We start from the raw sequence: 26,836 nt of genomic DNA, 5'->3' as shown, positions 1-26,836 counted from the left end.
ACTCCGCCTACTGAGCGGCGAACTCCGCACCCACCGCGCGAGCCGGGACCGGCACGGCAGCACCGACGCTGCCCGTGCCGGTCCTTCGGCATGCCCCGCAGACGACCGGACGCCCGGAGGCACGGGCCGTGTGGTCGAACCGGCCCGTCCACGTGGGGCATCCGGGACTTCGCGGGGCGGATGCGTTCAGGTGCGGGTCCGGTGTCCTGCCGCGGAGGGCCGTGCGCGATCACCACCCGGACGGGGTGCGGTGCGTCGGCCGTCGTCTCGGGGGACTATGGAAGCACCAGGGAGGCACGGGGAACCGTCCCGGCGCCGCAGCCGCAGCCTCGGGCCCGGCGCCGGTGGTGCGTCGCGCCGCCAGGTGGAAGGAGCGCCCGGGATGAGCGGAGCGGGAACCTTCGATGCCGGCAACGATGCGTCCGGCCCTCGGCTGGAGCGGCCCAGCGGTGTTCTGGACGCCCTCGGCGTCGCCGTGGTGGTGCTGGACGACGCCGGGCGGATCGTGTTGTGGGGCCCGCAGTCCGAGGAACTGTTCGGCTACGCCGCGCAAGAAGTGCTGGGCCGGAGGGCGGCGCCGCTGCTGGTCCATGAACGGTACAGGGACCTGGTGGTCGGCAAGTGCGAGCGGATGCTGGAGACCGGTCGCGGCTGGGCCGCCGTCTTCCCCGCACGGCACAAGGACGGCGGCACGCGGTTGGTGGAACTCCACGGCGCCCGGCTGGCGACCGAGCAGGGAGATCTTCACGCCCTGGGCGTCGCCACGGACGCCGCGAAGCTGCGTGAGGTGGAGCGGGACGTCGCTCTGTCCACGCAACTGATCGCCCAGTCACCGATCGGCCTGGAGGTTCTCGACACCGATCTGCGCTATGTGGCTGTCAATCCCGCGATGGAGCGGATGCACGGTATGTCCGCCGAGGACCACATCGGCCGGGGATTCCGCGAGGTCCTGCCCTCGGTCAGCGTCGACGCGTCCGAGGCGGCGGTCAGGGAAGTTCTGGAGACCGGACATCCACAGGTCGACAGATACACCATCGGCCGCACTCCGGCCGATCCCGACAACGACCGAGCCTGGTCCGTCTCCGTCTACCGGCTGGAGGGACCCGACGGTCAGGTACTGGGTGTCGCCACCTCAGTGGTGGAAGTCACCGATCGATACGGTGCGATCAAGGAGGCGGCCCAGGCCCGGCAGCGTCTGGCCCTGATCGCCGAGGGCTCGGCCCGCATCGGTACCACCTTGGACATGCGGCAGACAGCCCGCGAGCTGGCCGATGTCGTGGTGCCCGAGCTCGCCGATGTCGTGGTCGTGGACGTACTGGACTCCGCGCTGGACGATCGCCGGCCCCCGAATCCCGTCGGCGGCCCGGTGCTCCTGCGTACCCTCGCGGTGAAGGCCGCCGGCCTCAGCGAGGCGGCCCGCGCCGTCGGTACGGCCGACCAGCCGGTCAGCTACGGCGCCGACCGTCTGCCCACCCAATGCGTACGGACCGGGCACCCCGTCCTCGTGAGTCACGTGGAGGAGTGGGACCTGGCACGCATCGCCCGTGACGCCGGTGCCGCCGCCGCCCTGGCCAGTGTCGGTATCCACTCGTATCTCGCGATACCGCTGGCTGCCCAGGAGGGGGCGTTCGGTGTGCTCGGCCTGATGCGCGGTCGCAATCCGCTGCCCTTCGACGCGGAAGACGTCACCCTGGCCGGTGAACTGGCCGGCCGGACCGCGGTGTCCCTGGACAACGCGCGCCTCTACCAGAGCGTCCGCAACACGGCGGTGACGCTCCAACGCAGTCTGCTCCCGCGGCCGGTGCCGCCGCCGGGCCTGGAGATCGCCACCCGTTACCAACCTGCCGGGACATCCACCGAGGTCGGCGGTGACTGGTTCGACGTCATCCCCCTTGCCGAGGACAGGACGGCGTTCGTGGTGGGCGACGTGATGGGCAGCGGCATCGACGCGGCTGCCGCGATGGGCCGTCTGCGTACCGCCACCGCCACTCTCGCCGATCTGGGCCTCCCGCCCGATCGGGTGCTGCAACACCTCGACAGGATCACGGCGGGCCTGGAGCCTTCCATCGCCACCTGCATCTACGCCGAGTACGACCCGCACAGCGACTCGTGCCGCATCGCCGCGGCGGGGCACCTGCCCCCTGCCCTGACACCCGCCGGCGACCACTCCGAACTGCTCGACCTGCCCTCCGGCGCGCCTCTCGGGGTCGGCGGCGTCCCCTTCGAAGCGGCCACCGTGCCGCTGCGTCCCGGGGATCAACTGGTCCTCTACACCGACGGCCTGGTCGAAACGCGCCGCGACGCCATCGACGCGCGGCTCGACCTCCTGCTGCGCGTGCTCGACGGCGCCGACGGCTCCCTGGAGGAGACCTGCGACCGGCTCCTGGACGCCTTGCGTGATCCGGACGACCACGACGACGTGGCGGTACTCATCGCCCGGCCCGGCCCGTGTCCGCGACCCGCGGGGGAGGAATGACCCCCGCGCGGTTCCCCGCCACATCGGGCCGGACGGCCGCCCCTCGGCGCGACGGCCGAACGCTCGGCCCGCCGTACGCGGCGGCCGCGCGGCCCGCAGGCCGGGAGCGGGGAAGCGGATCCCGTCGTGGCTGCGGGGGATCGTGCCCGTGGCGCCGGCACTCCGTCGGCGCGACGGGCACGATTGATGGACGACTGCCTGTCGGATCGCTCCTGTGCGGGTGCACGGAGCGCGGGTGACGGTCGAGCCCGCCGGGCGGGACCGGGCCGGCCGCCCCGACCTCAGTGGAGCAGTGCCAGCAGCCGACGCTGCACGCCGGACAACAGTGCCGCCGCTCGACGCGGGGAGGGCGCGAGATCCGGCCGCGCCGGAGCGGGGTTCGGAGCGGGGCGACCGGGTCGACGTTCCGGCGTCGTGAAGGGATGTGAGCCGTCCGTCGACAACGGAGTCGGGGAAGCGGGGGCGGGACGGCGGGCCGCTTCGGCGCGTACCAGTGCGGCCACGGCCGCGAAGGCGTCTGCGGGCATGTCGGATCTCCTGAGGGGTCGCATGACGTGGGTGCTGACGACGGCAGGCCGCACCTCGCGTACCGGTCGCGGCGGAGCGCGGCAGGTACGCGAGGGGTGCGGCCGGATCCGGTCAGCAGCGCAGTACGAGACCTGTCGGAGAGCCGGTCGGGCCCGCCCGGTCGGCGGGCTCCGGCACGCATCCATGACGCCCGGGCACCGGGGGCACTTCGCCGAAACCGGAATCGGGTGCCACCGCGGTGGCCGCGGAAGCGGTGTGACGCGGTTTGCAGGGCGAAGCCATGCCCGACCGCCACCTGTGGCCCTCGCTGTGACCACCGGAGGCCGCTGTGAGGGGCAGTTTCGCCGAGGCTGATTCGACCGCCGCGGCAGCGGTGCCGACCGTCGGTGCCGCGTGGAGGACGGGAACGCCGTGAACGTGACCGGTCCGGGCGTCGGACGCCGGGACGGAGGTGAACGCTCCGTGCATCAGCATCACCAACACGATCAGCGCGGCCGTACACACGGCGCGACGTAGCGCCCGCTGTTGTGCACGGCCGCTGATGGGCGTCATGTGGAGCCTCCTGTGATGCCTGGTACAGGGGAACATCCAGGAGGAGGCTGTGGCAGTCCTGTCGCTCCGCACGAGTGACAGGTTCACCCGTGTCACCCAGTTGTCGAACGTCTGCTCGTTCCCCTGTGGCATGCGTACCGGCCCCGCGCATCATCCGGAGTCAGGGCCGCGTGTGCACCGCGGGTGCACCGCGCGGGCACCCGGGCCGCCTTCCGGTCGGCGTCGGCGCCGACGTTTTCGCCTGCGCGACGACCGCCCCTCGGCCCCGGGGCGGATGTGAGGCCCGGTCGCCGCATTCCGCTCGGACGGCACCGTTTGAATGATCAAAGTGCCAGGGGGTTACCATATGAGCGCCGCCTAGCTCGAAAGATAAATCTGTGACTGTCAACGAGGACTCGTTCACCAGCTGGAAGAACCGCGAGGAGATCGCGGAGTCGATGATCCCCATCATTGGGAAACTGCACCGGGAGCGGGATGTCACGGTCCTGCTCCACAGCCGCTCCTTGGTGAACAAGTCGGTGGTCAGCATCCTCAAGACCCACCGATTCGCCCGCCAGATCGCCGGTGAGGAGCTCTCGGTCACCGAGACGCTGCCCTTCCTGCAGGCCCTCACCACGCTGGATCTCGGTCCTTCCCAGATCGACATCGGCATGCTCGCCGCGACGTTCAAGACCGATGACCGCGGTCTCTCGGTCGAGGAGTTCACCGCCGAGGCCGTCGCCGGTGCCACGGGTGCCAACAAGATCGAGCGCCGCGAGGGACGCGATGTCGTCCTGTACGGCTTCGGCCGCATCGGCCGCCTCGTCGCCCGGCTGCTCATCGAGAAGTCCGGCTCCGGAAACGGTCTGCGGCTGCGTGCCATCGTCGTCCGCGGGGGCGGCGGCCGGGCCGTCGAGGATCTCGTCAAGCGCGCCTCGCTGCTGCGCCGCGACTCCATCCACGGCCAGTTCCAGGGCACGATCACCGTCGACGAGGCGAACAGCACGATCGTCGCGAACGGCAACGAGATCAAGGTGATCTACGCCAACGACCCCTCGGAGGTCGACTACACGGCGTACGGCATCAAGGACGCCATCCTCATCGACAACACCGGCAAGTGGCGCGACCGCGAGGGCCTGTCGAACCACCTGCGCCCCGGGATCGAGAAGGTCGTCCTGACCGCGCCGGGCAAGGGCGACGTCCCCAACATCGTGCACGGCGTCAACCACGAGACGATCAAGCCGGACGAGCAGATCCTGTCCTGTGCCTCCTGCACCACCAACGCCATCGTCCCTCCGCTGAAGGCGATGGCGGACGAGTACGGCGTGCTGCGCGGCCACGTGGAAACCGTCCACTCGTTCACCAACGACCAGAACCTGCTGGACAATTACCACAAGGCCGACCGGCGTGGCCGCTCCGCGCCGCTCAACATGGTCATCACCGAGACCGGTGCCGCCTCGGCCGTCGCCAAGGCTCTGCCCGACCTCAAGGCGCCGATCACCGGCAGCTCGATCCGCGTCCCGGTGCCGGACGTCTCGATCGCGATTCTCAGCCTGCGGCTCGGCCGTGAGGCCGATCGCGAGGAGGTCCTCGACTACCTCCGCAATGTGTCGCTGACATCGCCGCTCAAGCGGCAGATCGACTTCACCACCGCCCCGGACGCGGTGTCGAGCGACTTCATCGGCTCGCGCCACGCGTCGATCGTCGACGCGGGCGCCACCAAGGTCGAGGGCGACAACGCGATCCTCTACCTGTGGTACGACAACGAGTTCGGCTACTCCTGCCAGGTCATCCGCGTCGTCCAGCACGTCTCCGGGGTGGAGTACCCGACCTACCCGGCCCCGGCGGTCTGATCCCGGCTCCGGAGATCTGTGCGTCGGTGCGCGGCGGCGGCCGAGGACGCGCAGTGCATGCGCGACTCAGCGGCTCGGCGCGCACCGCCCACGTTCCGTCGCCGTCGGCCGCATGCCGTGCGGTCCTCGGGGAAAGGGTGCTGTCCGTACTCCGTGGCGTCCGGTGTGTGACGGTACGGAGTACGGACAGCGTCCCGACGTCCACGCACGCCGATGGCGTCGATCCGGTACCGCCTTCGCCCAGCGGCACCTTCGGAGTACCGGGCCGTCGCCCCGTGGGTTGCGGTGGAACCGAGCACCCGTCAGCGTGAACCCGAGGATCCACCGGGGTGTGCCGGGCCGATGCATCCGCGGGTGCCGGTGCAGGACGAGGATCCCGAGCGATCCGCAGGACTCCGGCGATGATGTCGGCCCGCACGTCCTCCCGTCATGACGACCGCCCGCCGAACTGCCAGTCGTGCACCTCGATGTCGGCGTACCGCTCCGGGGTCAGGACGGCGCGAGCGGTGTCCGGGTTCGGTGCCCGGGCCAACGCCGCCGTGCCCAGCCGGTCGGAACCGTTGTCGGACAGCAGCGGCCCGTAGGCGATCAGCTCGTCGCGGTCGGGCGGCGCCGCGAGGTCCGCCGCATGCCCCGTGCCGAAGCCGAGCACCAGGTACCGGTCACCACCGGTCCGGCCGCCGGGGAAGTCCCACATGGTGCGCCCCAGTGTGTTGTGCCATCGTCGCAGCAGCACGTCCCGGTACACACCGGCCTGGTAGTTCGGCTCGGCGAAGGCGAACGCGCGGGCGGCGGCGGGATCGGGCAGGTCGACGATGTGCACGCTGCCGGTGGGCGTGTCGCCGGCGAAGGTCGGGCCGCGCGCGATCATTTCCTTCGCGTACCGGTCCATAGAGGACCAGTGATCTTCCAGCAGCTCGTCGCGCAGAGGCACGGAGCCGGGACGGTCGCGGTGGTAGCAGAAGAACTCCATGCGCATAGGGTCCCTTCGAGAGGATCTTCGAGTCGAGCAGGTTTCACCGCGGTCACTGCTCGACAGCCTCACCCGACAGCACGTGTGCTCCCCGAAGGAGCGGTCACACGTCGCGGTGCCGCACGGCGAACCCAGTGCCGGGCCGCGTCCCGGGGGCGGCTTCCGGGTGGCGGCGCGGCCGTCACCGGTACCGACGCGGTTCCACTGGTCAGGGACGTCGGTCCGATGTCGACGGCCTCACCGAGCGGGAACGGGAAGCGCCGGCACCGGTCGGACGCAGCCGGTCGAACACCGAGATCGCAGAGGATCTCTTCATCACGGTGGCCACCGCCACGTCGCACGTGTCACGGCTGTTCACCACACCGGGCGCCCGGGACCGGGTCCGGCTCGTGATCACGGCCTACGAAATGGGGCTGGCCACGCTGCCTCGCTGAGCGCGTCCCCGCAGCACGCGAGTCGAGCACGATCCGAACGGCGCAGCCCTCAGGGTCCCAGGGCACGCTCGACACGGAGGCGGGCCTCGTCCAGGCAGGCGTCCAGGCTGGTTCGGGGCGTCGGTGGTTCCGGGACGTGTGAGCACATGCGCAGCGGTGCGTTGAGCCAGGCCCATTTCTCGGCAGCGGGGTCCGCGGGGTCGTTCGCCTGTTCCGCGACCGTGTCATGGAGGTGGTCCGGGTCCGCGAGCAACCGGCCGAGGCTGTCCAGCGTCACTCGGTCGGCGGGGACGGCATCACGGATCGCCAGGACATAGAGACCGACGGCCAGAATCGCGTGGATGCGCATCGCGTCCCAGGCGGTCATCACGCGTCGGTTCGTGAGCCTGGTCGCGCGGTCCGACGCGGCCGTCCACTCCGTTGCGCGCTGGTCGGCAGTCATCGCTCCGTCTCCCCCTGGCATCCGCAGGACCATTGGTCGGAGCCCGTGCCCCGGTGGCCGGGAACCCGACGCCTCAGCGTAGTCCGTCGCCGTCCACCGGGAGGCGCGCGGGCGGACACGTGCGAGCCCCGCACACTCGGGCGTCCCGGGAACACGTCGTCGGCCGTCCGTTCCACCGGGCCCTCGACACGTCTCGACGCGCGCCCGGGAAAGGAACAAGTGAGTACCTTACGGTAGTTGCCCCATGGTCATCGTGAAGGAGTGCGTACATGACGGTCTCACTCGGTCTTGGTCTCCCGCAGATGAAGCAGTACGACATCGGTCGCGATGTGGCCACCGTCGCGCGCGCGGCGGAGGAGGCCGGGTACGCGAGTCTGTGGGTCTTCGAGCGCGTCCTCTTTCCCGAGCCCGCGACCCAGGGGCTGTACGGCGTGCCGGGACTGCCGTGGCCCGACCAATATCGCAGTGTCGCCGATCCGCTGATCACCCTTGCGCTGGCCGCCGCGGCGACCGACCGGGCGCGGCTCGGGACCAGCGTCCTGGTCGCGCCGTTGCACGTGCCGTTCCAACTGGCCCGTTCCCTCGCCTCACTGGACGCGGCGAGCGGTGGGCGCGTGGTCGCGGGCCTGGGCACGGGATGGTCTTTGGACGAGTACGCGGCCGCCTCCGTCGCGCCCTTCGAGAGGCGCGGCGCGGTCCTCGACGAACTGCTGGACGTGTGCGCGGCCGTCTGGGGACCGGACCCCGTCTCCTACCAGGGCGAGCTGACCACCATCGCCCCGTCCGAGGTCGGCCCCAAGCCGGTGCGCCCCATTCCGGTCTACCTGCCCGCGAACAGCCCGCGTGCGGACCGTCGTCTGGTGGACTGGGCGGACGGCTGGATGCCCGTGGCAGCGGGAGCCGCTCAGCTGGCCGAACAGTGGCAGCGGATCCAGGACCTGGCCGCCGAGCGCGGACGGGAGCGCCCGCTCGACGTCTGCGCCCGGGCCAATGCACGGTACAGCGCCGAGCCGATCGAGGGCACGGGCCGCCAGCCCTTCCACGGGAGCGTGGCACAGATCGTCGAGGACCTGGTGGCGCATGCGGAAACGGGCGTACCGGAGTTCTTGCTGGACCTCCAGGGCACGACGCGCGACGCCGCGGAACTGATCGATGTGGCGACCGAGGTCTACGAGGCGGCGCGCGCCGCGGGCGTCTGACCGACGCGTGAGGGTGTCAGGACCCGCTGCCCGGCGGGGACGGGGCGGGCACCCTCACGCGGCCTCACACCACCGGCCCCGTCGACGAGCCCGAGCCGTGCGTCGGTACCGATCGCGAGGCGCGATCGAAGGGGGCCGGTGCGACGGGTTCGTGCCGGCACGCCCTCGGACCGTCCGCACGCGCTGAGCGGAGCCCGTTCCGTCGGGCACCCCTCGCCGGCGCTCGGAGGCTGTCCCCCTCACCACCGCTCGGCGGCTGTTCCTCCGGATGCCGCCACCGCCTTTCCGTGAGGCCGTGCGGCCGCGACGGCCGGTCTCCTTCCCGCGTACAGCGGAATCTCCCTCCTCGGGCCGCAGGACCGGAGCGTCGACGGGGCCTTCGCGGCCGAAGCGGAAGTCGCGCCACGGCGCACCCGGAGGAGGGACGGAGGCCGGTCGGGCCATGCGCGGTCCTCACCGCTGCCCGGCGCCGGGCGAGATCCGTCCGGTACGCACGTCGGAGCGGCTCTTCCAGCCGGCCTTCGTCGGTGAGATGCCCCGCTGTCCGCGGTCGCACACAGCTGTCGCCGTGCGTGACGGACCGCCGGACGCTTCGGTTGTATACCGAGAAGCAATGAAGGGGTTGCATGTAGGTGATCTATCAGGCATTTCTATCGAGTTCTGGTGCGAGATCTTGTCTCGTAACATGTCTTGGTATACAAACTGGCCCGGCCGTACATCTCATGTCGAGGAGCCCGCCATGTGTGTCGATTCCGCACCGCCCCCGCCCAGTCGTGTCACCCGGCGCGGCGTACTCGCCGGGGCCGCCGCTCTGGCGGGCACCGCCGCGGCCCTGTCCGCTGCGCCGTCCGCGGCGGCGGCACCCGGACACGCCCCGGAGAGCACGGGCGCGGCCGCACGCGTGGGTGACCTGGTCATCGAGGGCGGCACGTTGCTCGACCCGGCGACCGGTGCGGTCACCGAGGACGCCGTCGTCGTGATCCGTGCGGGCGTCGTGCGCGAGGCCGGGGCGCGGGCGCGGGTCGAGGTCCCGGACGATGCGCCCCGCCTGGACGCGCACGGCCGCTGGGTGCTGCCCGGACTCGTGGACGCGCACATCCACCTGAACACCGCCGCCGAGGCGCGAGAGGCGGTCCGTCAGGGCGCCACCAGCGCACGCAGCGGCTCCACGAACTTCTACCAGGACATCGCCGTGAGGGAGTTGGCGCGGCAGGCCCCTGATGTGGCGCCCCGGCTGCGGGCCGCAGGTGTCTTCGTCACGCCCGACCTGGGCGACACCGTCCTGGCCGACCCGGACCTCACACCGCTGGCCCGCCTGAAGGGCGGCGTTCGTTCGGCCGAGGCGTTGCGGCGCGTCGTCGAAGTCAACCTCGCCCGAGGTGCCGACGTGATCAAGACGCGGGTCAACGAGCGTGCCGGCCTGCCGGAGCAGGACCCGCTGGCGCAGGTCTACTCCTACGAGCAGCTCTCCGGGATCGTGGCGGCGGCACGGCGCGGCGGCAAGGGCGTGCTGTGCCACAGCTACAGCGCACGTGGTTGCGACGACGCGGTCCGTGCGGGCATCCGGTCCTTGGAGCACGGGGTGTTCGTGAGCGAGCGAACGCTGTACGACATGCGGCGCAGAGGCACGTACTTCACACCGACGCTCACCGCGATCGCCGGACTGGCCGACTCACCGAACCCGGTGCTCGCCGAGCGCGGACGCAGGTATCTGCCGGTCCTGAAGGAGGCGGTGAGAACAGCGCATCTGATGGGGGTGGCGCTGGTGGCGGGCACGGACTCCTCCGGCGGCAGGATCGAACCGATCGGTCGTGAAGTCGAGTTGATGCACGCTTCGGGCCTCTCGGCGCTCGACGCGATCCGGGCAGCCACGACCAGGTCCGCCCAACTCCTCGATCTTCAGCGGACGGTGGGCCGTCTCGCCCGTGGCTTCGCCGGTGACGCGATCGTGGTGGACGGCGATCCGCTCGCCGACGTGTCCGTGCTGAGGACGCCACTGCGCGTGGTGCGAGCGGGTTTGACCCTCTGGTGATCCCTGGTGGGCGCACGACGACGGCTACCGCACCTCGCCGCGTCGTCGGAACGTCCGCATGCATCCGTCATACGGGCGTCCCTCCGCCGTGCGATGCACCGCATCTGACGCCGCGTGTCGATCCACCAGGGATCGCGCGGGACAGCCCTCAGGGCCTCCCGTTTCCGCTTCCGAGACCTCGTGTCTCTGCCGTCGGGCCGTCGCCGACGACCCGACGCGGCCTCTGCCGCTGCCTGTCTCCGAACCGAAGGAATCCTCATGACGCCTCCTCCCTCCCCGATGTCCCGGCGCGGTGTCCTGGCCGGCGCCGCCTCTCTCGCGGGCACCGGTGTCGCGCTGTCCGCGGCCGCACCGTCCGCCCAGGCCGGCCCCCGCAACCGTCCCGGCAACGCGGTGATCTTCCGTGACGTACGGCCGATGGGCGCGGTGAAACCCGTGGATCTCACCGTCGTCGACGGCCGGATCACCGGCGAACCGGCCCCCCGGGGCGCCAGGGTGGTCGAGGGCGGTGGCCGCATCGCCCTGCCGTCCCTGGTGGACGCGCACATCCATCCCGACAAGACGACGTGGGGCGGCTCGTGGGTGTCGCGCGAACCAGCCGACAGCATCGCCGACTTCGCCGCCCAGGACGTGGAACTGTTCCGGAGCCAGCGCCGGACGGTGGGAGAGCGGGCCCACGGACTCATGGCACACGCCGTGACCCGCGGGACACGGGCGATGCGGGCACACGCCGACATCGCTCCGGCCTACGGACTGACCTGCGTGGAGGGACTCGCGCAGGCACGCGAGCGGCTCGACCACGCGCTCGACGTGCAGATCGTGGCCTTTCCGCAGCACGGCGTGGTCCGCGCTCCCGGCACGGCGGCACTGCTCGAACAGGCGGCTCGGAGCGGGCTCGTGGACATGATCGGCGGGATCGATCCGATCAGCTTCGACCAGGCGATGGACGAGCAGCTGGACCTCGTCTTCGGCCTCGCGGACCGGTACGGCGTCGGCGTGGACATCCACCTGCACGACCGGGGCGAGAAGGGCTTGACGGTGCTGCGCGGCATCATCGAACGGACCCGGGCCCTGTCCTTGCAGGGCAGGGTGACCGTCAGCCATGTCTTCTGCCTGCCCGGTCTCTCCGACACCGAACTGGCCGCGATGGCGGAGGACCTCGGCGACCTGGACATCTCCCTGACCACCGTGGCGCCCAGCGAGTCGCTCGTCCTGCCGGTCGCGAAGCTGCGGCAGCACGGCGTGCGGGTCGGGCTCGGGTCGGACGGGGTACGAGACTCCTGGAGCCCCTTCGGCAACGCGGACATGCTCCATCGGGCACACCTGCTCGGTTGGGTCACGGATGTGCGCCTCGACGAGGAACTGGCGGCCTGCTACGAGGTCGGCGCGCACGGTGGTGCCGATGTCATGCGGCTGCCCCGCGCCGACTTCTCCCCGGGCTCCCCGGCCGACTTCGTCCTGATGCGGGCCGAGTGCCTGCCGCAGGTGCTGGTGGACATGCCCGCACGGGACCTGGTGGTGCACGGCGGCCGTGTGGTGGCGCGTGACGGCGAACTGACGTGACCGCTCCGTCCCGCCGTCCCGTCGACCCGCAGCGGGCGGCGCCCCGTCGTCGGGCCACCCGCATAGGGTGACGTGGTGTCCGGTGTCCGCGAGGGCTCAGCGACTCGTGGGCACCGGGGCGGACGAGAGGGCACAGAAAGGACGCCGTACGTGACGGCAAGCACCGACCGGCAGGACGACGGAGGAGAGCCGTCGGCCAGTACCCCGCGCACGCCACTGAGCGAACTGGCGCGCCGGGCCATCAGGGAACGCATCATCGACGGCAGCTACGCGCAGGGCGCCCGTGTGGTGGAACGCGAGATCGCCGAGGACCTTCGGATGTCGCGGGTGCCGGTTCGCGAGGCGCTGCGGGCGCTGGTGGAGGAAGGTCTGCTGGACCTGTTGCCGCACAGCGGTGTGCGAGTGCGCCGGCTGGAGCGCTCCGATGTGGAGCATCTGTACGACGTGTGGGAACCGCTGGCCATCCAGGCCTCGCGTCTCGCGGCTCGCCGGGTGGCCCTCCCCTCGGCCGGGCAGGCCGCCGACCTGGCGGTCCTGCGGGCCGCACTGGAACAGGCCGAGGCCGCCGCGGCAGCGGGGGAACGGACCCGGGAGAACGACGCGGGCACCGCCTTCCACGACCGGATCGTGGCGCTGGCGGACAACCCGCTGCTGGCCCAGCTCATGCAGCGGCTGAACGGACAGCTGCGCCTGCTGTTCGGGCTGAACACGGAACCCGCGCCCATGCGCGCACAGCACAGCGAAATGTACGAACGCATCGCCGCCGGAGACGTCGAGGCCGCCGGGGCGATCACTCTGCTCCACGTCCGCAAGAGCCGAGAGCTCGCCCTGCGGTCCGTCACCTCCGCATCCGGCCCCTGAGGAATCCGGCACCGCTCATCGGGGAGTGCGGTCCTTCATGAGCTCGGATGCGAACGCTCCTACCCGCGCAGCATCCGTGCGATCTCGGTGTAGCCCTTCTGCCGGGCGTGCTGGAGCGGGCTCACACCGTTCCTGTCGGAGAGGGACCGGTCGGCCCCCGCGTCGAGGAGCAGTTCGACCGCTCTCTGGTGATCCCGGCCGCCGTCGCCGAGGATGACGGCCTCCAGGAGGGCTGTCCAGCCGAGGTTGTTGACGTGGTCGACATCGATGTCGATCTCCGGGTTGGTGGTGACCTCCCTGATGTAGTCGACGTGGCCGCGCTCGGACGCGGGGATGAGGGAGGTGCCGCCGTACCGGTTGACGACGGTGTAGTCGGGGTGGGCGGCGGCCAGGGTCCGCGCCATGGCAGCGCTGCCTGTCACGCCGGTCACCAACCAGGGTGTGTCGTGCTGTTGGTCCAGTGCGTCGGGGTCCGCTCCGGCCTCGACGAGGATGCCGGCCGCTGCCACGTGGTCGCCGGTGACGGCCAGCAGGAGAGGGGTGCGGCGGCGCTCGTCGCGGGTCTCCGGATCGGCACCGCGCTCGATGGCATCGCGTACGGCGTCCGCGGCACCGGAGCGCGCCGCCCTGAGCAGGTCTCGGTCGGCCGCCGGATCCGCGGGGGAGCGGGTCGGCGACTTCGAGGGTGAGGGGGTGGTGGGCCCGGCCGGAGCGGTTCGCTGCCGGGCGGTGGTGTCGCCGCCGGACCGGGCGGTGCAGGCGGCGGTGAGCGCGAGCACGCCTGCCAGCGCCGCGAGCAGACGGACGGAGTGTCGTACGGGTGTCATGGTTCCTCTCTCGGCTCGGATGCCGGCCGGTACCCGAGGCCTTCGACCGTGGGAGGCGCGGCAGATGACGGACCGGGCGGACGGGGCGGCGCCGCCGCAACCAGTCTCATGCCGCGAGCGGCCTCCCGTGGTCGGTGAGGTGAATCGGGTTATGGAGCGGTCCGGGTGACTGCTGTGTCGGCCGAACGGTTGATGCGCTGTGCCCGGCCGGTCCTGCCCGAGGGCCGGGCGCGACCGGCCGCCGCGTCGCGGATGTGGCCGGTCGCGCCGTGTCGGCGTTCGGTGCGTCGCGGAAGCGGCACCGGCCCGTGCGAGCCCGGCCTGATCCGGACGAGAGGCCCCGAGGGCTGTCACGCGATCCCTGGTGGATCGACGCGCGGCGTCGGATCCGCTGCGTCGCAAGGCGGAGGGACGTCCGCACACTGGCTGTATGCGGACGTTCCGACGACGCGGCGAGGTGCCGAAGCCGTCGTCGTGCGCCCGCCGGGGGCCATGGGACAGCTTTCAGCCGGCGGTCGGTGCGCCGGGGACGCGGCGCTCACCGCCGTTCCGCTCCTGCCACAACCGGTAGACGTCGACGGCGGCGTCCTGGGGATCGTGGCGCATCGGCAGGCGGCGCTCGGTGTAGTCCTTGGCGAACTCGTCGTAGAAGGTGGCGAGTTCGAAGTACTTGCGATCGTCCACGTAGTGCGGCTCGTAGGCGTCGCGCGTGGTGAGGAAGACGACCTCGTCGGGGGAGCAGTAGTACAACGACCCCAGACACATCGGGCAGGGATGGGCGAGCACGTAGATGGTGGCGCCGATCAGGTGCTCGGTGCCGAGCTTCCTGCAGGCCTCGCGGATGGCGAGGATCTCCGCGTGGGCGGTCGGGTCGGAGGTCTGCGCGACCTTGTTGGGGCTTTCGGCGAGGATCTCGCCGTCCTTGACGATGACGGTGGCGAAGGGGCGCCCGCCCTCTTCGACGTTCTGGCGGGCGATGTCGATGGTGCGCTGGGCGAAGTCCATGCGGGTCCTCCGGCGGAATGGGACGCCTGGCGGGCAGGCGGGATCACGAGGGAATGGAGAAGGCGGGCCGGAGACGGCCGTGGCGTGTGCGCCGGCCCGCCGTGGTGGTGTCCGTCAGAAGGGCTTGGTCGGAAGGTACTTGCCGTCGAGCGTGATGACGGCTCGCTCGCCGCCCTCGGGGTCTGCGACCTTCTTCACGTCCAGCTTGAAGTTGATCGCGCTGATGATGCCGTCCCCGAACTGCTCGTGGACGAGAGCCTTGAGAGTGGTGCCGTAGACCTGGAGCATCTCGTAGAAGCGGTAGATGGTCGGGTCGGTCGGAATGCCGCCGGGGATCGAACCGCGGGTCGGGATGGTCTGCAGCAGCATCACCGCGTCGGCATCCAGGTCCAGCAGCTTCGCGACGGCCTTGGCGGCCTTCTCCGGAAGGGCGTGCTGGCCGAGGACGGCGGCGGTGACGAACGCGACCGACAGCTCCGCGGCGTCGGCGATCTGCTGCCAGGTCAGGTCCTTGCGAGTCTTGGCCTCGACCGCTGCGGCGGCGAGGAGCTGGCGGGCGGTGGGGTCGAACTGTGCGTGTGTCATGAGAGGGATTCCTTTCTGCGGCACCGGCCCCGAAGTGCGGCCGGCGGGTTCGGGGGAGGGCGGGTCAGGCCGGGGCCATGGCGGCGTCGACCGTCTCGATGGCGCCGCTCGCGATGTCGAACACCCAGCCGCGCAAGGTGAGCTTCCGGGCGGCCAGAGCATGGGCCACCGAGGGATGGGTGGCCAGGTTCTGCAGCTGTGCGGCCACATTGGCCCGCACCAGGGCGTCCACCGTGGACGTGCCCGGTGCGGCGGGGCCGGCAGCGGCACGGGCGCGTGCGGCGTCCGCGTGTCGCAGCCAGCCCGCGACCACCGGTGCGGCGCTGAGATCGTGGTCCTCGGCCAGCGCGGTCATGGCTCCGCACGCGGAGTGGCCGCACACGACGATGTCGCTCACGCCCAGCACGGCGACCGCGTACTCGATGCTCGCCGCGACGCCGTCCGGGACGGCGGAGTGGGCCGGGACCAGGTTGCCCGCGGTACGGATGACGAACAACTCGCCCGGCTCGCTCTGCGTGATCAGTTCGGGGATCACACGGGCGTCGGAACAGCCGATGAACAGCGTCCTCGGCCGGTGGGTCGTGGCCAGGCGGGCGAACAGCCCCGCCTTGGCGGGAAAGACATCGCGGCGGAAACGGACTGGGCCGTCCGTGAGGTCGTGCATGGTCACTCCCTTCGGTGGTTGCCGGCCCGACGGGCTGACGTAATTCACCATGCATGAGCTGTACCTATAGTGTCCAAGACTCGTTATCCATTACATCTATTGATCGCATCTATGGCTCATCGTGTGCGGGGGTCCGTCGAGGCTCGGGTGCTGATCGCCCTCGGAATGCGCCGCGGTGTGCCGGGTGTCCCGTGCCGGGCGCCGCGTTCGGAGGAGCCGGTGGCCGGATGCGGACGGCCTGTACGGTGGGGCGCGCCACGCTCGGGCGAGGATGTGGACGGGGCTTTCCCCTGCGCGGTGGGGCGCGCGGTCAGGGCTGCGTCGAACCGTCCTGGTTCCCGGCGGCGCCCGAGGACAGGTAGCGCATCGCGGAGGCGCGCGTGCCCGCCACGTGTGCGCGGGCCAGTTCTTCGGCCCGCGGTGCGTCGTGGTCGCGTATGGCTTCGTAGAGCCGCTCGTGCTCGCCGCACATCGGGTCGCCGTCGTCGAGGGCGGAAGTGAGGCGGAACAGGCGCCGCAGGCGTGCGTCGAGGGGGCTCATCAGGTCCTGCAGCAGAGGGTTGCCGGACGCCTCGACGATCCGCCGGTGGAAGTCGGCGTTGTGGGTGACCGCCTCGCGCAGCCGACCGGCTTCGGAGGCCCTGCGGCTGCGGGTCAGCAGGTGCTCCATGTCGCGCAGCTGGGCGTCGGTGGCCCGGCGGGCGGCCAGGCCCGCGGCCAGCCCCTCCAGCTTTTCGCGTACGTCGAACAGATGCTCGGCGTCGTCCATCCCGAAATCGGCGACCACCGAGCCGCGCCGGGGCTGAACGGTGAGGAATCCCTCCGACTCCAGTCGCTGCATCGCCTCCCGCAGCGGGATCCGGGAGACGCCGAGCTCCTCGGCGAGTTCCCGCTCCACCAGCCGGTGCCCGGCCGGGTAGTCGCCCTCGATGATCCGCTCGCGCAGCTCGGTGTAGACCCGGTCCCGCAGGGACTGGTGGGTGTCGCCGATCGAGGCGCGGCGGTCGGGGCGACGGGTGGTCATGGGTACGGCTCCATGCGCGGCTGGGCGGACCGGGGGCGGGCCCGGATGTCTCTGATCATCGCAGACCGGGAAAACAGATCCCCGACAACCATTGCTTGGTATTCGGTATACCAGCTAGCTTGTCGATACCCGCCGCCCACCAGCATCTTCCCGGCCGCAGCCGGTGGTGAGGCATGGCGTGAGACGTACGAACAGTTGGAGGAACCGTGTCGCAGCATGCCGACACCCCGTCGTCGACCCCGTTCGCGCCGACCGTCCTCGTGGACGCCACCCTGGCCGATGGCCGCCGGGTCGACGTCTTCCTGGGCGACGGCCGCATCACGGCCGTCGAGGACCACCGGGCGGAACCGTCCAGGGACTCCCGCACGGGACGTGACGGCGGGACCGTCCGCCTCGACGGAGCGCTGTTGCTGCCCGCCCTGGTCGACGGGCACGCCCACCTGGACAAGACGCTGTTGGGCGCCCCCTGGCAGCCGCACCGGGCCACCGCCACCCTGCGCGAGCAGATCGCCAACGAGCGGGCGCTGCGCAAGGAGATCGGCGTCCCGGTCGCCGAACGCGCCACGGCGCTGGCCGAGCGCATGGTGGCGCTCGGCACCGGCCATGTCCGCTCGCACGTCGACATCGACCCGGACGTGCGACTGGAGGGCCTGCACGAACTCCTGGGCGTACGCGAGCGGTTCCGCGACCGGCTCGGCATCCAGCTGGTGGCCTTCCCGCAGAGCGGAGTGGTGACGGAGCCGGGTGTCGCGGACCTGCTCGATGCCGCGCTCGCCGACGGCGCCGACCTGATCGGCGGACTCGACCCGGCGGGATTCGACGGCGATGTGAACGGCCAGCTGGACATCGTCTTCCGGCTGGCGGAGCGCCACGGTGCGGGCATCGACATCCACCTGCACGACGGCGGCGAGACCGGTACCTTCCAACTGCGCGCCATCGCCGAGCGAACGGCCGCGCTCGGGCTGGGAGGCACCGTCGCGGTGAGCCACGCCTACGCGCTCGGCGATGTCGACGACGCCGAACTCGACCGCACCGCCGACGCGTTGGCCGCGGCCGGGGTCTCGATCATGACCAACGGGCCGCGCCACTCCATGCCTCCCGTGCTGCGCCTGCGCGACCGCGGCGTGCGGGTCTTCGCAGGCTCCGACAACATCCGCGACTCCTGGTGGCCCTACGGCACCGCCGACATGCTCGAACGCGCCACCGTCATCGGCCTGCAGGGCGGCCTGATGAGCGATGACGAACTGCGCTACGCGGCCTCGCTGGTCACCGACGCCGCCGCCGCCGCGCTGGGCCTGAGCGACTACGGCCTGGCGCCGGGCTGTCGCGCCGACCTGGTCGCGATCGCGGCGGGCGGGGTGCCCGAGGCGGTCGCGGCCCACCCGCAGCGCCTGCTGGTACTCCACGACGGCAGGATCGTCGGCCCCGCACCGCGCGCCGTCGCCCTGTCCGGTGGTGCCTCCGACCAGCGAGGAGAGCGATGAGAGCCCAACCGCCCCCGATGGTCGCCGTGAGCACGCCCGACACGGACGGGCCCGGCCCCGCCGGTCCGGGCGGGGCCACCGGCACGCGCCTCGCCGCCGGCCGGATCGGCACCTTCGACCTGGTCTTCTTCGTGGTCGCGGCGGCCGCCCCGCTGACCGTGCTGGCGGGAGTGGCTCCCTTCGCCATCGGGATCGGCGGCCCGGGGGCCCCGCTCGCCTATCTGATCTCCGGAGCGCTGCTGGTGCTCTTCGCGGCCGGATTCACCGCGATGAGCCTGTACGTACGCAACGCCGGCGCCTTCTACGCGTACGTGGCCCGGGGTCTGGGCCGCACGCTCGGTGTCGGCATCGCCTACGTGGCCGTCGTCTCCTACAACCTCATCACCCCCGGAGTCGCCGCCGCCTTCGGCTACTTCGCCGCCGGGGCGATCCGCGACGCCACGGGAACCGACGTCCCCTGGTGGACGCTCTCCGTCGCCTGCGTCCTCGCCGTCGGAGTACTGGGCTGGCTCAGGGTCACACTCGGCGCCAAGGTCCTCGGAATCGCCCTGGTGCTCGAGGTGCTCTCCCTGCTCGTCATGGACGGCGGCATTCTGGGCGAGCGCGGAACCGCCGCCCTCGACCTGGGCTCCTTCGACCCCACCACACTCGCCGGCGGCGGAATCGCGGGCATGTTCGTGCTGGTCATCGGGGCCTTCACCGGATTCGAAGCGACCGCGATCTACGCCGAGGAGGCCCGCGACCCACGACGCACCGTACCGCGGGCCACCTTCATCGCCATCGGCTTCCTCGCGCTCTTCTACGCGGCGGGTGTCTGGCTGATCATGGGCGCCTTCGGCACGGACGAGGCCGTGACGATGGCCCGTGCCGCGGCCGGACCCGATCTCACCTTCCAGGCAGGGCAGTTGTACGTGGGCGCGTGGCTGTCCGACACCATGCACGCGCTCATCGTCGTCAGCGCCTTCGCCGCCACGCTCGCCTTCCACAACGCCGCCGCCCGCTACCTCTACGCGCTCGGCCGTGAAGGACTCCTGCCCCGGTACCTCGGCCGGGTCTCCGCGCGACAGGGATCCCCGAGCGGGGCGGTGATCGCCCAGACCGTCTTCAATCTGCTGGTCGTCCTGGCAGGCGCCGCACTGGCCGCAGACCCCTACAGCGTGGTCTTCCTGTGGACCAACAGCACCGCGGTCCTGGGCATCATGCTCATGCAGGCCATGGCCGCACTCGCGGTCTGGGCCTTCTTCCGCCGGGACCGGCGTGGCATGTCCGCGGCCCGGGTGGTCTGGGCGCCGCTCGTGTCCTTCGCCGGACTCGCCCTGCTGACGGTCCTGGCCGTCTGCCACTTCGATCTGCTGACCGGTGAGACGGGAATGACGAATGTCGCGCTCCTGGCGCCGCTGCCCCTGGTCCTGGTGGCCGGTTTCTGCGTCGCGCTCCGGGTCCGTCGGAACGATCCCCACCGGTACGCGTCGCTGACCACCACCGACGTGGAGACGGACTGACACGTGGGACGTGGCGGCCGGGGCGGCGTGCTCGCGCTGCCCCGGCGCCCCGGCGACAGGGTGATCGCCCCAGGATCGCGGGACGCGCCGGGCCGTCTCTCGCGCCGCCTTCCGCCGGTGCCTCCCGATCGGTCGTGCAGGCAGCAGGCGTAGGCAGCGGCGGAGGGCGATAGCAGAGGGCAGCCGGATCGCGCCGGTGGCGGCGGATTCCATAGGTCGCACAGTGCGATTTCGGGATTGTCGATCGACCCGAACTATAATCCCGGCATGGGTCCGGAACTACGTCACCTCCGCTACCTGATCGCGGTGGCCGAGCACGGCAACTTCACCCGTGCCGCGGAAGAGCTGCGCATCTCGCAGCCGACGCTGTCGCAGCAGATCAAGCAGCTGGAGCGTGTCGTCGGCGTCCAGTTGCTCGACCGCAGCGGCCGCAGCGTCCGCCTGACCGACGCGGGCGAGGTCTACGTGCGCCACGCACGGCGCGCACTGCGGGAGCTGGCCGCGGCCGACCGTGCGGTGCTCGACGTCGCCGACCTCTCCCGCGGCCATCTGCGCCTCGCGATGACGCCGACGTTCACCGCCTATCTCATCGGCCCGCTCGCGCAGGAGATGCACACCCGCTACCCCGATATCACGCTGGAAGTAAGGGAGATGACGCAGGACCGCATCGAGGCGAGCCTGCTGGCGGACGAACTGGACCTCGGCATCGCCTTCGCGGGAACCCATCTGCCCGGCATCGTCGCGAGCGCGCTCTTCGCCGAGACGCTCAGCCTGGTCGTCGGCGCACAACGCATCGGATCGCGCGACGAGCGGCCACTGCCGGTGCGCGAACTCGCCGACCAGCAACTCGCTCTGCTCAGCAGCGACTTCGCCACCCGTGGTCATATCGACAGCTACTTCGCCGATCACCAGGTCAGCCCGCCGATCGCCGTGGAGGCCAACAGCATCCAGGCCCTCACGGAGATCGTGCGGCGTACCGGGCTGCTGGCCACCGTTCTTCCCGACGCCATCACCGACGACCACCTCCACCTCACCCCCATTCCGGTCGACCCCCCTCTGCCCACCCGCGTCGCCACCCTGCTGCGAAGGGAGAGCGGCTACGAGAGCGCCGCTGCCCGCGCCTTCACCCGGCTCGCGCACGACCTGGTGCGGGAGCGTGGCTACACGCCGGCCTGAGGGCTCGCGCCGCGTCGGCGCCTCATGGCGAAGCGCCCGGAAATACCGGTGGAGTCCGCCGATCCTGCTGGTTAGTGTCGTGGGATGAGTACTCGTACCTTCCGTGTCACCGTCCGCGGTGTCTTCGACGGCCTCAGCGCCGATCAGCGCGCCGAACTCCTGGCCCGCGCCGCAGAGCACGATGTTCTGCGCGCGGCCTTCACGCCCGAGGGGCACCTCAGTTACGACCTGACGGCGCGATCCGCCTTCACCTTCCGTTTTCTGGATTCCGGGGAGGAAGAGGAGGACATCCTGGAGGCGTCCGAACGCGCCGAGGAGGCGGCGAAGGCGTGGCTGACCGAGCGCGCCTACGGCTACAAGAACCTCAGGTCCCAGGCCGAGGACCTCTCCCAGGCGCCACTGGGTAAACGACAGCGCCGCGTCGCAGCCCAGAAGAACCTCTGAATCCTCCAGCTGCACGGTCTTCACCCGGCCGTCGAGCGTTCCTCGCCACGCAATCCTGGCCAGGCAGCGCACATCCCGGTGAGCGTCGCAGCGGGAAGACCGCGCCCAGGCCCACACCTCGGTCGCGTGCCCCCGGTATCCCGAGCTCCTGTCCGAGAACGCCATCCGGCCATCAACCAAACAAATCCTTGACTGCTCAAGCTTCTGATATGCTTGAGCAGTCAAGGAGGTGGCAATGAGTGATGCACTGGACGCGTCGCTGCGTCTCGTGAGGGCCCAGACGGCCCTGGTGAAGCGGTTCGACGCGAGTCTGGGAGGACTGCACGGGGTGAGCCTGGCCGACTTCACGATGCTGCTGCGTCTGGGGCAGGCGCCCGGCGGTCGGATGCGCCGGGTGGACCTCGCCGAGGCGCTGGGTCTGACTGCCTCCGGGGTGACCCGGGGGCTGGCGCCGCTGGAGCGGATCGGGCTGGTGACGCGTGAGACGGATGCCCGTGACGGCCGGGTGGCCTACGCGGCACTGACCGACACCGGCCGCGCAGGTCTGACGGACATGCTGGCCACGGCCGAGCAGATCGCCGCCGAGATCTTCGCCGAGCCCCCGTGGAGCAAGGAGGACATCGTTCGGATCTCCGCGCTGCTGACGCGCCTGGGCGGCACCGGTCTTCCCGGCCACACCCCCGCCCCATGACTCCCGACACACCTCCCGACGGATGCCTCGTCCGCACCTTGGAGCAACCACATGAATCCAACCCCGGCCCCCGCGCCGCCCCCTGCCCCGGCCGCCACCACTGCCCACGCCCCGGCGGCCATCCGCACGGAGGGTCTGCGCAAGGTCTATCCGCGTGCGCAGGGCGGCCTCGTCGCCGTCGACGGCCTGGACCTGACGATCCGTCAAGGCGAGTTCTTCGGCCTGCTCGGCACCAACGGTGCCGGTAAATCCACCACCATCGGCATGCTCACCACCCTGGTCGCGCCCAGCGCCGGAAGGGCGTGGGTCGCCGGGTGCGAGGTGAGTGCCGACCCGGTCGGCGTGAAGTCCCGCATCGGTGTGGTCTCCCAGGCCAACACCCTGGACCGCGCGCTCACCGTCGCGGACAACCTCGCCTTCCGCGGCCGCTACTTCGGCATGCCCGCCCCAGCCGCCCGCCGCCGTGCGCTCGAACTCCTTGAGCAGTTCGGACTCGCCGACAAGGCCGGCGCCAAAGCGCACCAACTCTCCGGCGGCCAGGCCCGTCGGGTCATGATCGGCCGGGCCCTGATGCACCTGCCGGAGGTGCTCTTCCTCGACGAACCCACCGCAGGCGTCGACCCGCAGGCGCGCGAGGACCTCTGGCGGATCATCGCAAGCCTGCACGAGACCGGCCAGACGGTGGTGCTGACCACCCACTACCTCGACGAGGCCGAGGCCCTGTGCGAGCGCCTGGCCGTCATCGACCACGGGCACCTGCTCGCCTGCGACACCCCCGGGGCGATCAAGGCGTCCAGCGGAGCGCAGACGGTCATCACCGTCCACTACGACGGCGATGCCGCCCCGGCCACCGAGGCTCTCCGCAGCATCCCCGGCGGCCCCCATGACGTGGCCGTCGACGGCCCGACCGTACGGGTTCGCACCACGCATCCCGACGGCGTCCTGGGCCACCTGCTGCGCGCCGGCGGCTCGGCCGGTCTCACCGTCCGCGACGCCGCCACCACACCCCCCAGCCTGCAGACCGCCTTCCTCACCCTGACCGGACGTGACTACGCGCCATGACCACCGCGAACCCCCTCGCCACCACCCCCCGCCCGCTGTCGTCCCGCCGGGCCGCCTGGCACGCCTACCGCGCGCTGACCAGTCGCGACCTTCACGTTCTGGGCCGCAACCTGCCCGCACTGCTCGTCCAGGTCGGCCTCCAGCCGCTGCTGTTCACCTTCGCCTTCGCCTACGTCATGCCGAGCATCGGCAGCGGATTGGGCGGCGCGACCTCGTTCTCCACGATCCTGCTGCCCGGCCTGATCGCCAGCACCCTCACCTTGCAGAGCATCATGTCCGTCACCGGGCCGCTGGCCGCCGAACTCGGTCCCGGCCGCGAGATCACCGACCGCGCCCTGGCGCCCCTGCCCGTCTGGGCCCTGGGCCTGCAGAAGATCACCTCCTCCGCGATCTTCGGCCTCGTCTCGACCCTCGTCGTCGTCCCGATCGTCCGGCTCGTCCACGCCCCCGGCAACGCGCCCCGAGTCCACGTCGACAACTGGCCCCTGCTGGTGACCACACTGGTGCTCAGCGCGCTGCTCGCCTCCACCCTCGGGCTGCTGCTCGGGACCGCCGTCGACGCCTCGGCCTTCGGGCCGCTGCTCGGGCTGCTCCTGGCCGCCGCCACCATGCTGGGCTGCGTCTACTACCCGTGGACCGCTCTGCACCCGATCCGCTGGGTCCAGGTCCTGACCCTGGCCAACCCGCTCGTCTACATGAGCGAGGGCCTCCGCGCCAACCTCACGCCCTCCACCGGCCACATGCCCACCTGGGCCTACCTCACCGCCCTCACCCTCGGCACCGCCGCTCTGGGCTGCCTCGCCCTGCGCCGCTTCGCCCGGCGAGTGCGGACCTGACTGCGCTCCTGCCGCGGTGAACACCGGATCCAGCGCGGCAGGACCGGAAGGGCAGTGCGGGCGTGACGCGGAAGACCTGTACCCGCAGGACGGGCGCGGGGAGATCACCGTCGAGGGCTGGGTATCGGCTGCCGTGGGGTCGGCACATCCGCCGAGGCGGCCGCCCTCGCCCTCGGCCGTCAGGCCGGCTTCGTCACGGGAGCGGATTTCCTGACGGACGGTGGCGTCGCCACGGCCCGGCGCGCCGGCGAGCCGACCACTCCCTGAGCGGCCGACCGCCCCGCACGTGCTCCACTCGCACTCACTCCCGCTCCACCAGCCGCGCGGTCACGGACATCGCCATGCGCAGCGCGCTGTCGTGGTCCGCCCCGCCCTGGCCGAGGACCACGCGGGTGCTCAACCCGTCGAGCAGGGCCAGGAGTTCGGACGCGCGGGTCGTCGCGTCCAGGTCCGCGGCGAAGCGGCCCTGCCGTACCCCCTTGGCGAGGAGCGATTCGAGGTCGTCCTGCCAGCCTCGGTCGATCTCGGCCTGGGCCCGGCGCAGCGGCTCGTTCGACGCCGTACGCGCCCACAGCTCGATCCACAGCGTCCAGCGCGGGTCGCGCGGTCCACGGGGAAGGTACAGCTCCAGGAAGAGTTCGAGCTTGCGCTCGACGCCGACCCGCCTGGCCAACAACGCCCGGCGTTCATCGGTGAGCGCGTTCTCGCTCCACCGCAGCGCCTCCAGGAGCAGCAGGTCCTTGCTGCCGAAGTAGTAGAGGATGTGGCCGCCGCTGGTGCCGAGGCGCCTGGCGAGCGCCGACATGGTGAGCCCGGCCAGGCCGTCCTCGGCGATGGCGGCCATCGCCTCCTCCAGCATCCGCTCCCGGGCCAGGTGTCCGTCGCGCCGTCGCGCCGTCGTTGTCACGCCGCGCCTCCTCCTCCGTGTGCTCGGTGACGACCTTAGGGCTTCTCGGTCGGATCACGCCGGGCTCGCGCGCCCCGGTCGCCGATCAGGCCCGATCCGAACGAAGGGCCTTCGCGGCCGATCTTCGCAGAGGTCTTGACGAGGTGCCGGGGGCGCATCTTGAATGCCGTTCTAACTTCTAGAACGGTATTCAAAGTGAGGTGCCCGGCTGCCGGGCCACGAGCGGACGAGGGGGCGGGCCGCATGACGCGACAGGACACGACCACGAGGGCGCCGGGAGGGACGGCGGGCGCTGCCGACCAGGTCTTCCAGGTCGAGACCCACGGCATCGACCCGATTCCCGACGAGGAGCGTCACGGCGGCGCGAAGGACCTGTTCTGGCTCTGGTTCGGGTCCAATCTCACCTTCACCTACGTCATCAACGGTGCTCTGGCCGTCTCCTTCGGACTGTCCTTCTGGCAGGCGGCCGGTGTCGTGGTTCTTGGCGGCCTGTCGTTCTTCGCCATCAGCGCGGCCGGGCTCAGCGGCGTCCGCACCGGCACCGCCACCCTGGTCGTCTCCCGAGCCCCCTTCGGCGTTCGCGGCAACTGGCCTGCCGGGATGCTCAATTGGGTGGTCAGCATCGGCTACACGATCCTCAACACCGTCGTCGGCACGCTCGCCCTCGAAGCATTCTTCGCGGACACGGGAGTGGGGTCCGGCCGCACCGCGCGGGCCTTCGCGCTGCTGATCACACTCGCGTTGACCTTCGTCGTCGCGCTGTGGGGCCATGCCACCGTCCAGTTCGCCGAGCGCTGGATCGCGTACGTCCTCGCCGTCGGCTTCGCCGCGCTCCTGGTGTTCCTGCTGCCGGGCGCCGATACGGCCGGGGCGGCCGTCTCTCCCGGGGCGTCCGGGTGGAGCCTGGCCTTCGTCGTGATGCTGGCCGGGCCGTTCAGCTACGTTCCGATGCCGGCCGACTACACGCGCTACCTCCCGAGGACGACCTCGATGCGGTCGCTCACCTGGTACGGCGCCCTCGGCGGCTTCGTGTCGTCGGTCGCCCTGGGCATCGCCGGGGTGGCCGCCGCCACGCAGACGGACATGACCGACGCCGTGGCCGGCACGGAACGACTGCTGCCGGGATGGTTCCAGACGCTCTTCCTCGCCCTCGTCCTCGGCGGCTCGGTGACCAACTCGATCGTCACCCTCTACTCGTCGAGCCTGAACCTTCAGGTGCTCGGCGTCCCCTGGAGCCGCTCCAAGGCCATCGTCATCAGTGCGGGCGTCACCGCCGCGGGCTCTCTCTGCGCGCTCTTCCTCACCGACTTCACCAGTTCGCTGCTGTCCTTCCTCTCGCTGCTGATCATTGTGTTCGCGCCCTGGGGCGGGGTGTTCCTCACGGACATGCTGATGCGCCGCTGCCACTACGACGGGCCGGCCCTGCACGCCGGACCGGACGGTGCCTACTGGTACCGGTCCGGCTTCCACCCCGCCGGGGTGGCCGCGCTCCTGGCCGGCATGGTCTTCGCCGCGCTCACCTGCGACTCCGAGCTGTGGACCGGCCCGCTGGTGGCGCCGCTGGGCGGCGCCGACCTGACCCTGCTCGGCTCGCTCGTCTCCGGGGTCGTCTACCGGGTTCTCGCCCGACGCACCGTGGCCCCGCACGCCGACCCCTCCTGAACGGCCGCCGTGCGACGCCCGCATCGGGCTCGCGCGGCACGGCCCCGTCGAAACACCCGTACCACTAGGAGTCAC

General features: G+C 71.2%; 24 protein-coding genes. 15 read left to right on the top strand and 9 right to left on the bottom strand.

The genetic code is table 11. The features are described from left to right. Positions 1-382: 382 nt before the first annotated feature. Entirely contained in the window at positions 383-2,476 is a 2,094-nt protein-coding gene (locus ACIRP2_RS35430; RefSeq protein ID WP_404257671.1) for a SpoIIE family protein phosphatase, read from the top strand. Positions 2,477-2,757: 281 nt separating this feature from the next. Here ACIRP2_RS35430 and ACIRP2_RS35425 read toward each other — a convergent pair whose 3' ends face one another. After that, positions 2,758-3,003, bottom strand: a complete 246-nt coding sequence (locus ACIRP2_RS35425) for a hypothetical protein (protein ID WP_404257669.1) — start codon at positions 3,001-3,003, stop codon at positions 2,758-2,760. Between the two features lie 930 nt (positions 3,004-3,933). On the opposite strand from ACIRP2_RS35425, the gene ACIRP2_RS35420 reads away from it, so the two are divergent. Then, on the top strand, positions 3,934-5,388 hold the full coding sequence (locus tag ACIRP2_RS35420; RefSeq protein WP_376280037.1) for a glyceraldehyde-3-phosphate dehydrogenase: 1,455 nt from the start codon (positions 3,934-3,936) through the stop codon (positions 5,386-5,388). Positions 5,389-5,815: 427 nt separating this feature from the next. Here the strand turns inward: ACIRP2_RS35420 and ACIRP2_RS35415 are convergent, their stop codons facing one another. After that, on the bottom strand, positions 5,816-6,361 hold the full coding sequence (locus ACIRP2_RS35415; protein WP_404257666.1) for a YciI family protein: 546 nt from the start codon (positions 6,359-6,361) through the stop codon (positions 5,816-5,818). A 134-nt stretch (positions 6,362-6,495) separates the two neighbouring features. On the opposite strand from ACIRP2_RS35415, the gene ACIRP2_RS35410 reads away from it, so the two are divergent. After that, positions 6,496-6,795 carry a response regulator transcription factor gene (locus ACIRP2_RS35410; protein ID WP_404257664.1) on the top strand — a complete coding sequence of 100 codons (300 nt, stop codon included), beginning with the start codon at positions 6,496-6,498 and terminating at the stop codon, positions 6,793-6,795. Between the two features lie 49 nt (positions 6,796-6,844). On the opposite strand, the gene ACIRP2_RS35405 is transcribed toward ACIRP2_RS35410, so the two are convergent. Continuing rightward, positions 6,845-7,237 (bottom strand): hypothetical protein, encoded by a 393-nt coding sequence (locus tag ACIRP2_RS35405; protein WP_404257662.1) that lies wholly within the window; start codon positions 7,235-7,237, stop codon positions 6,845-6,847. A gap of 269 nt (positions 7,238-7,506) precedes the next feature. Here ACIRP2_RS35405 and ACIRP2_RS35400 point away from each other — a divergent pair, with 269 nt between their 5' ends. The 4 genes from ACIRP2_RS35400 to ACIRP2_RS35385 all read left to right on the top strand — a co-directional run bounded on the left by ACIRP2_RS35400 (position 7,507) and on the right by ACIRP2_RS35385 (position 12,892). Next, positions 7,507-8,436, top strand: coding sequence for a TIGR03619 family F420-dependent LLM class oxidoreductase (locus tag ACIRP2_RS35400; protein WP_404257660.1), 930 nt, complete (start codon positions 7,507-7,509; stop codon positions 8,434-8,436). 739 nt (positions 8,437-9,175) lie between these two features. Then, positions 9,176-10,468, top strand: a complete 1,293-nt coding sequence (locus ACIRP2_RS35395) for an amidohydrolase family protein (protein ID WP_404257658.1) — start codon at positions 9,176-9,178, stop codon at positions 10,466-10,468. Between the two features lie 258 nt (positions 10,469-10,726). After that, positions 10,727-12,031, top strand: coding sequence for an amidohydrolase (locus tag ACIRP2_RS35390; RefSeq protein ID WP_404257656.1), 1,305 nt, complete (start codon positions 10,727-10,729; stop codon positions 12,029-12,031). A 150-nt stretch (positions 12,032-12,181) separates the two neighbouring features. Continuing rightward, positions 12,182-12,892: a GntR family transcriptional regulator gene (locus tag ACIRP2_RS35385; protein WP_404257654.1), complete on the top strand. Its 711-nt coding sequence runs from the start codon at positions 12,182-12,184 to the stop codon at positions 12,890-12,892. A 59-nt stretch (positions 12,893-12,951) separates the two neighbouring features. On the opposite strand, the gene ACIRP2_RS35380 is transcribed toward ACIRP2_RS35385, so the two are convergent. The 5 genes from ACIRP2_RS35380 to ACIRP2_RS35360 all read right to left on the bottom strand — a co-directional run bounded on the left by ACIRP2_RS35380 (position 12,952) and on the right by ACIRP2_RS35360 (position 16,997). Continuing rightward, positions 12,952-13,680, bottom strand: a complete 729-nt coding sequence (locus tag ACIRP2_RS35380) for an ankyrin repeat domain-containing protein (protein WP_404257687.1) — start codon at positions 13,678-13,680, stop codon at positions 12,952-12,954. Positions 13,681-14,223: 543 nt separating this feature from the next. Then, positions 14,224-14,724: a nucleoside deaminase gene (locus ACIRP2_RS35375; protein WP_404257652.1), complete on the bottom strand. Its 501-nt coding sequence runs from the start codon at positions 14,722-14,724 to the stop codon at positions 14,224-14,226. Between the two features lie 114 nt (positions 14,725-14,838). Beyond that, complete coding sequence (cynS, locus tag ACIRP2_RS35370) at positions 14,839-15,309, bottom strand: cyanase (protein ID WP_404257650.1); 471 nt, start codon at positions 15,307-15,309, stop codon at positions 14,839-14,841. 64 nt (positions 15,310-15,373) lie between these two features. Further along, positions 15,374-15,973 carry a carbonic anhydrase gene (locus ACIRP2_RS35365; RefSeq protein WP_404257648.1) on the bottom strand — a complete coding sequence of 200 codons (600 nt, stop codon included), beginning with the start codon at positions 15,971-15,973 and terminating at the stop codon, positions 15,374-15,376. A 310-nt stretch (positions 15,974-16,283) separates the two neighbouring features. Next, a complete protein-coding gene (locus ACIRP2_RS35360) occupies positions 16,284-16,997 on the bottom strand; it encodes a GntR family transcriptional regulator (protein WP_404257646.1) in 714 nt (237 codons plus the stop codon). A 206-nt stretch (positions 16,998-17,203) separates the two neighbouring features. Between ACIRP2_RS35360 and ACIRP2_RS35355 the strand changes: the two genes are divergently transcribed. The 7 genes from ACIRP2_RS35355 (at position 17,204) to ACIRP2_RS35325 (ending at position 24,192) form a co-directional block, all read left to right on the top strand. Then, positions 17,204-18,481, top strand: coding sequence for an amidohydrolase family protein (locus tag ACIRP2_RS35355; RefSeq protein ID WP_404257644.1), 1,278 nt, complete (start codon positions 17,204-17,206; stop codon positions 18,479-18,481). A gap of 26 nt (positions 18,482-18,507) precedes the next feature. Continuing rightward, entirely contained in the window at positions 18,508-19,983 is a 1,476-nt protein-coding gene (locus tag ACIRP2_RS35350; protein ID WP_404257642.1) for an APC family permease, read from the top strand. Positions 19,984-20,250: 267 nt separating this feature from the next. After that, positions 20,251-21,159 carry a transcriptional regulator CynR gene (cynR, locus tag ACIRP2_RS35345; RefSeq protein WP_404257640.1) on the top strand — a complete coding sequence of 303 codons (909 nt, stop codon included), beginning with the start codon at positions 20,251-20,253 and terminating at the stop codon, positions 21,157-21,159. Between the two features lie 84 nt (positions 21,160-21,243). Further along, on the top strand, positions 21,244-21,603 hold the full coding sequence (locus tag ACIRP2_RS35340) for a DUF6204 family protein (RefSeq protein WP_404257638.1): 360 nt from the start codon (positions 21,244-21,246) through the stop codon (positions 21,601-21,603). A 235-nt stretch (positions 21,604-21,838) separates the two neighbouring features. Further along, the gene (locus ACIRP2_RS35335) at positions 21,839-22,294 is read left to right on the top strand and encodes a MarR family winged helix-turn-helix transcriptional regulator (protein WP_404257636.1); all 456 of its coding nucleotides are present in this window, start codon (positions 21,839-21,841) and stop codon (positions 22,292-22,294) included. Between the two features lie 51 nt (positions 22,295-22,345). Next, positions 22,346-23,356, top strand: coding sequence for an ABC transporter ATP-binding protein (locus ACIRP2_RS35330; RefSeq protein ID WP_404257634.1), 1,011 nt, complete (start codon positions 22,346-22,348; stop codon positions 23,354-23,356). Next, on the top strand, positions 23,353-24,192 hold the full coding sequence (locus ACIRP2_RS35325) for an ABC transporter permease (protein ID WP_404257632.1): 840 nt from the start codon (positions 23,353-23,355) through the stop codon (positions 24,190-24,192). Before ACIRP2_RS35330 ends, ACIRP2_RS35325 begins: the two co-directional genes overlap by 4 nt. Positions 24,193-24,493: 301 nt before the next feature. Here ACIRP2_RS35325 and ACIRP2_RS35320 read toward each other — a convergent pair whose 3' ends face one another. Beyond that, entirely contained in the window at positions 24,494-25,099 is a 606-nt protein-coding gene (locus ACIRP2_RS35320) for a TetR/AcrR family transcriptional regulator (RefSeq protein WP_404257630.1), read from the bottom strand. A 243-nt stretch (positions 25,100-25,342) separates the two neighbouring features. On the opposite strand from ACIRP2_RS35320, the gene ACIRP2_RS35315 reads away from it, so the two are divergent. Further along, positions 25,343-26,761: a purine-cytosine permease family protein gene (locus ACIRP2_RS35315; RefSeq protein ID WP_404257628.1), complete on the top strand. Its 1,419-nt coding sequence runs from the start codon at positions 25,343-25,345 to the stop codon at positions 26,759-26,761. Positions 26,762-26,836 lie beyond the last annotated feature (75 nt).

Source organism: Streptomyces sp. NPDC101194, assembly GCF_044767885.1.
Classification (GTDB): Bacteria; Actinomycetota; Actinomycetes; order Streptomycetales; family Streptomycetaceae; genus Streptomyces.
This window is presented reverse-complemented; position numbering and strand designations above follow the sequence as displayed.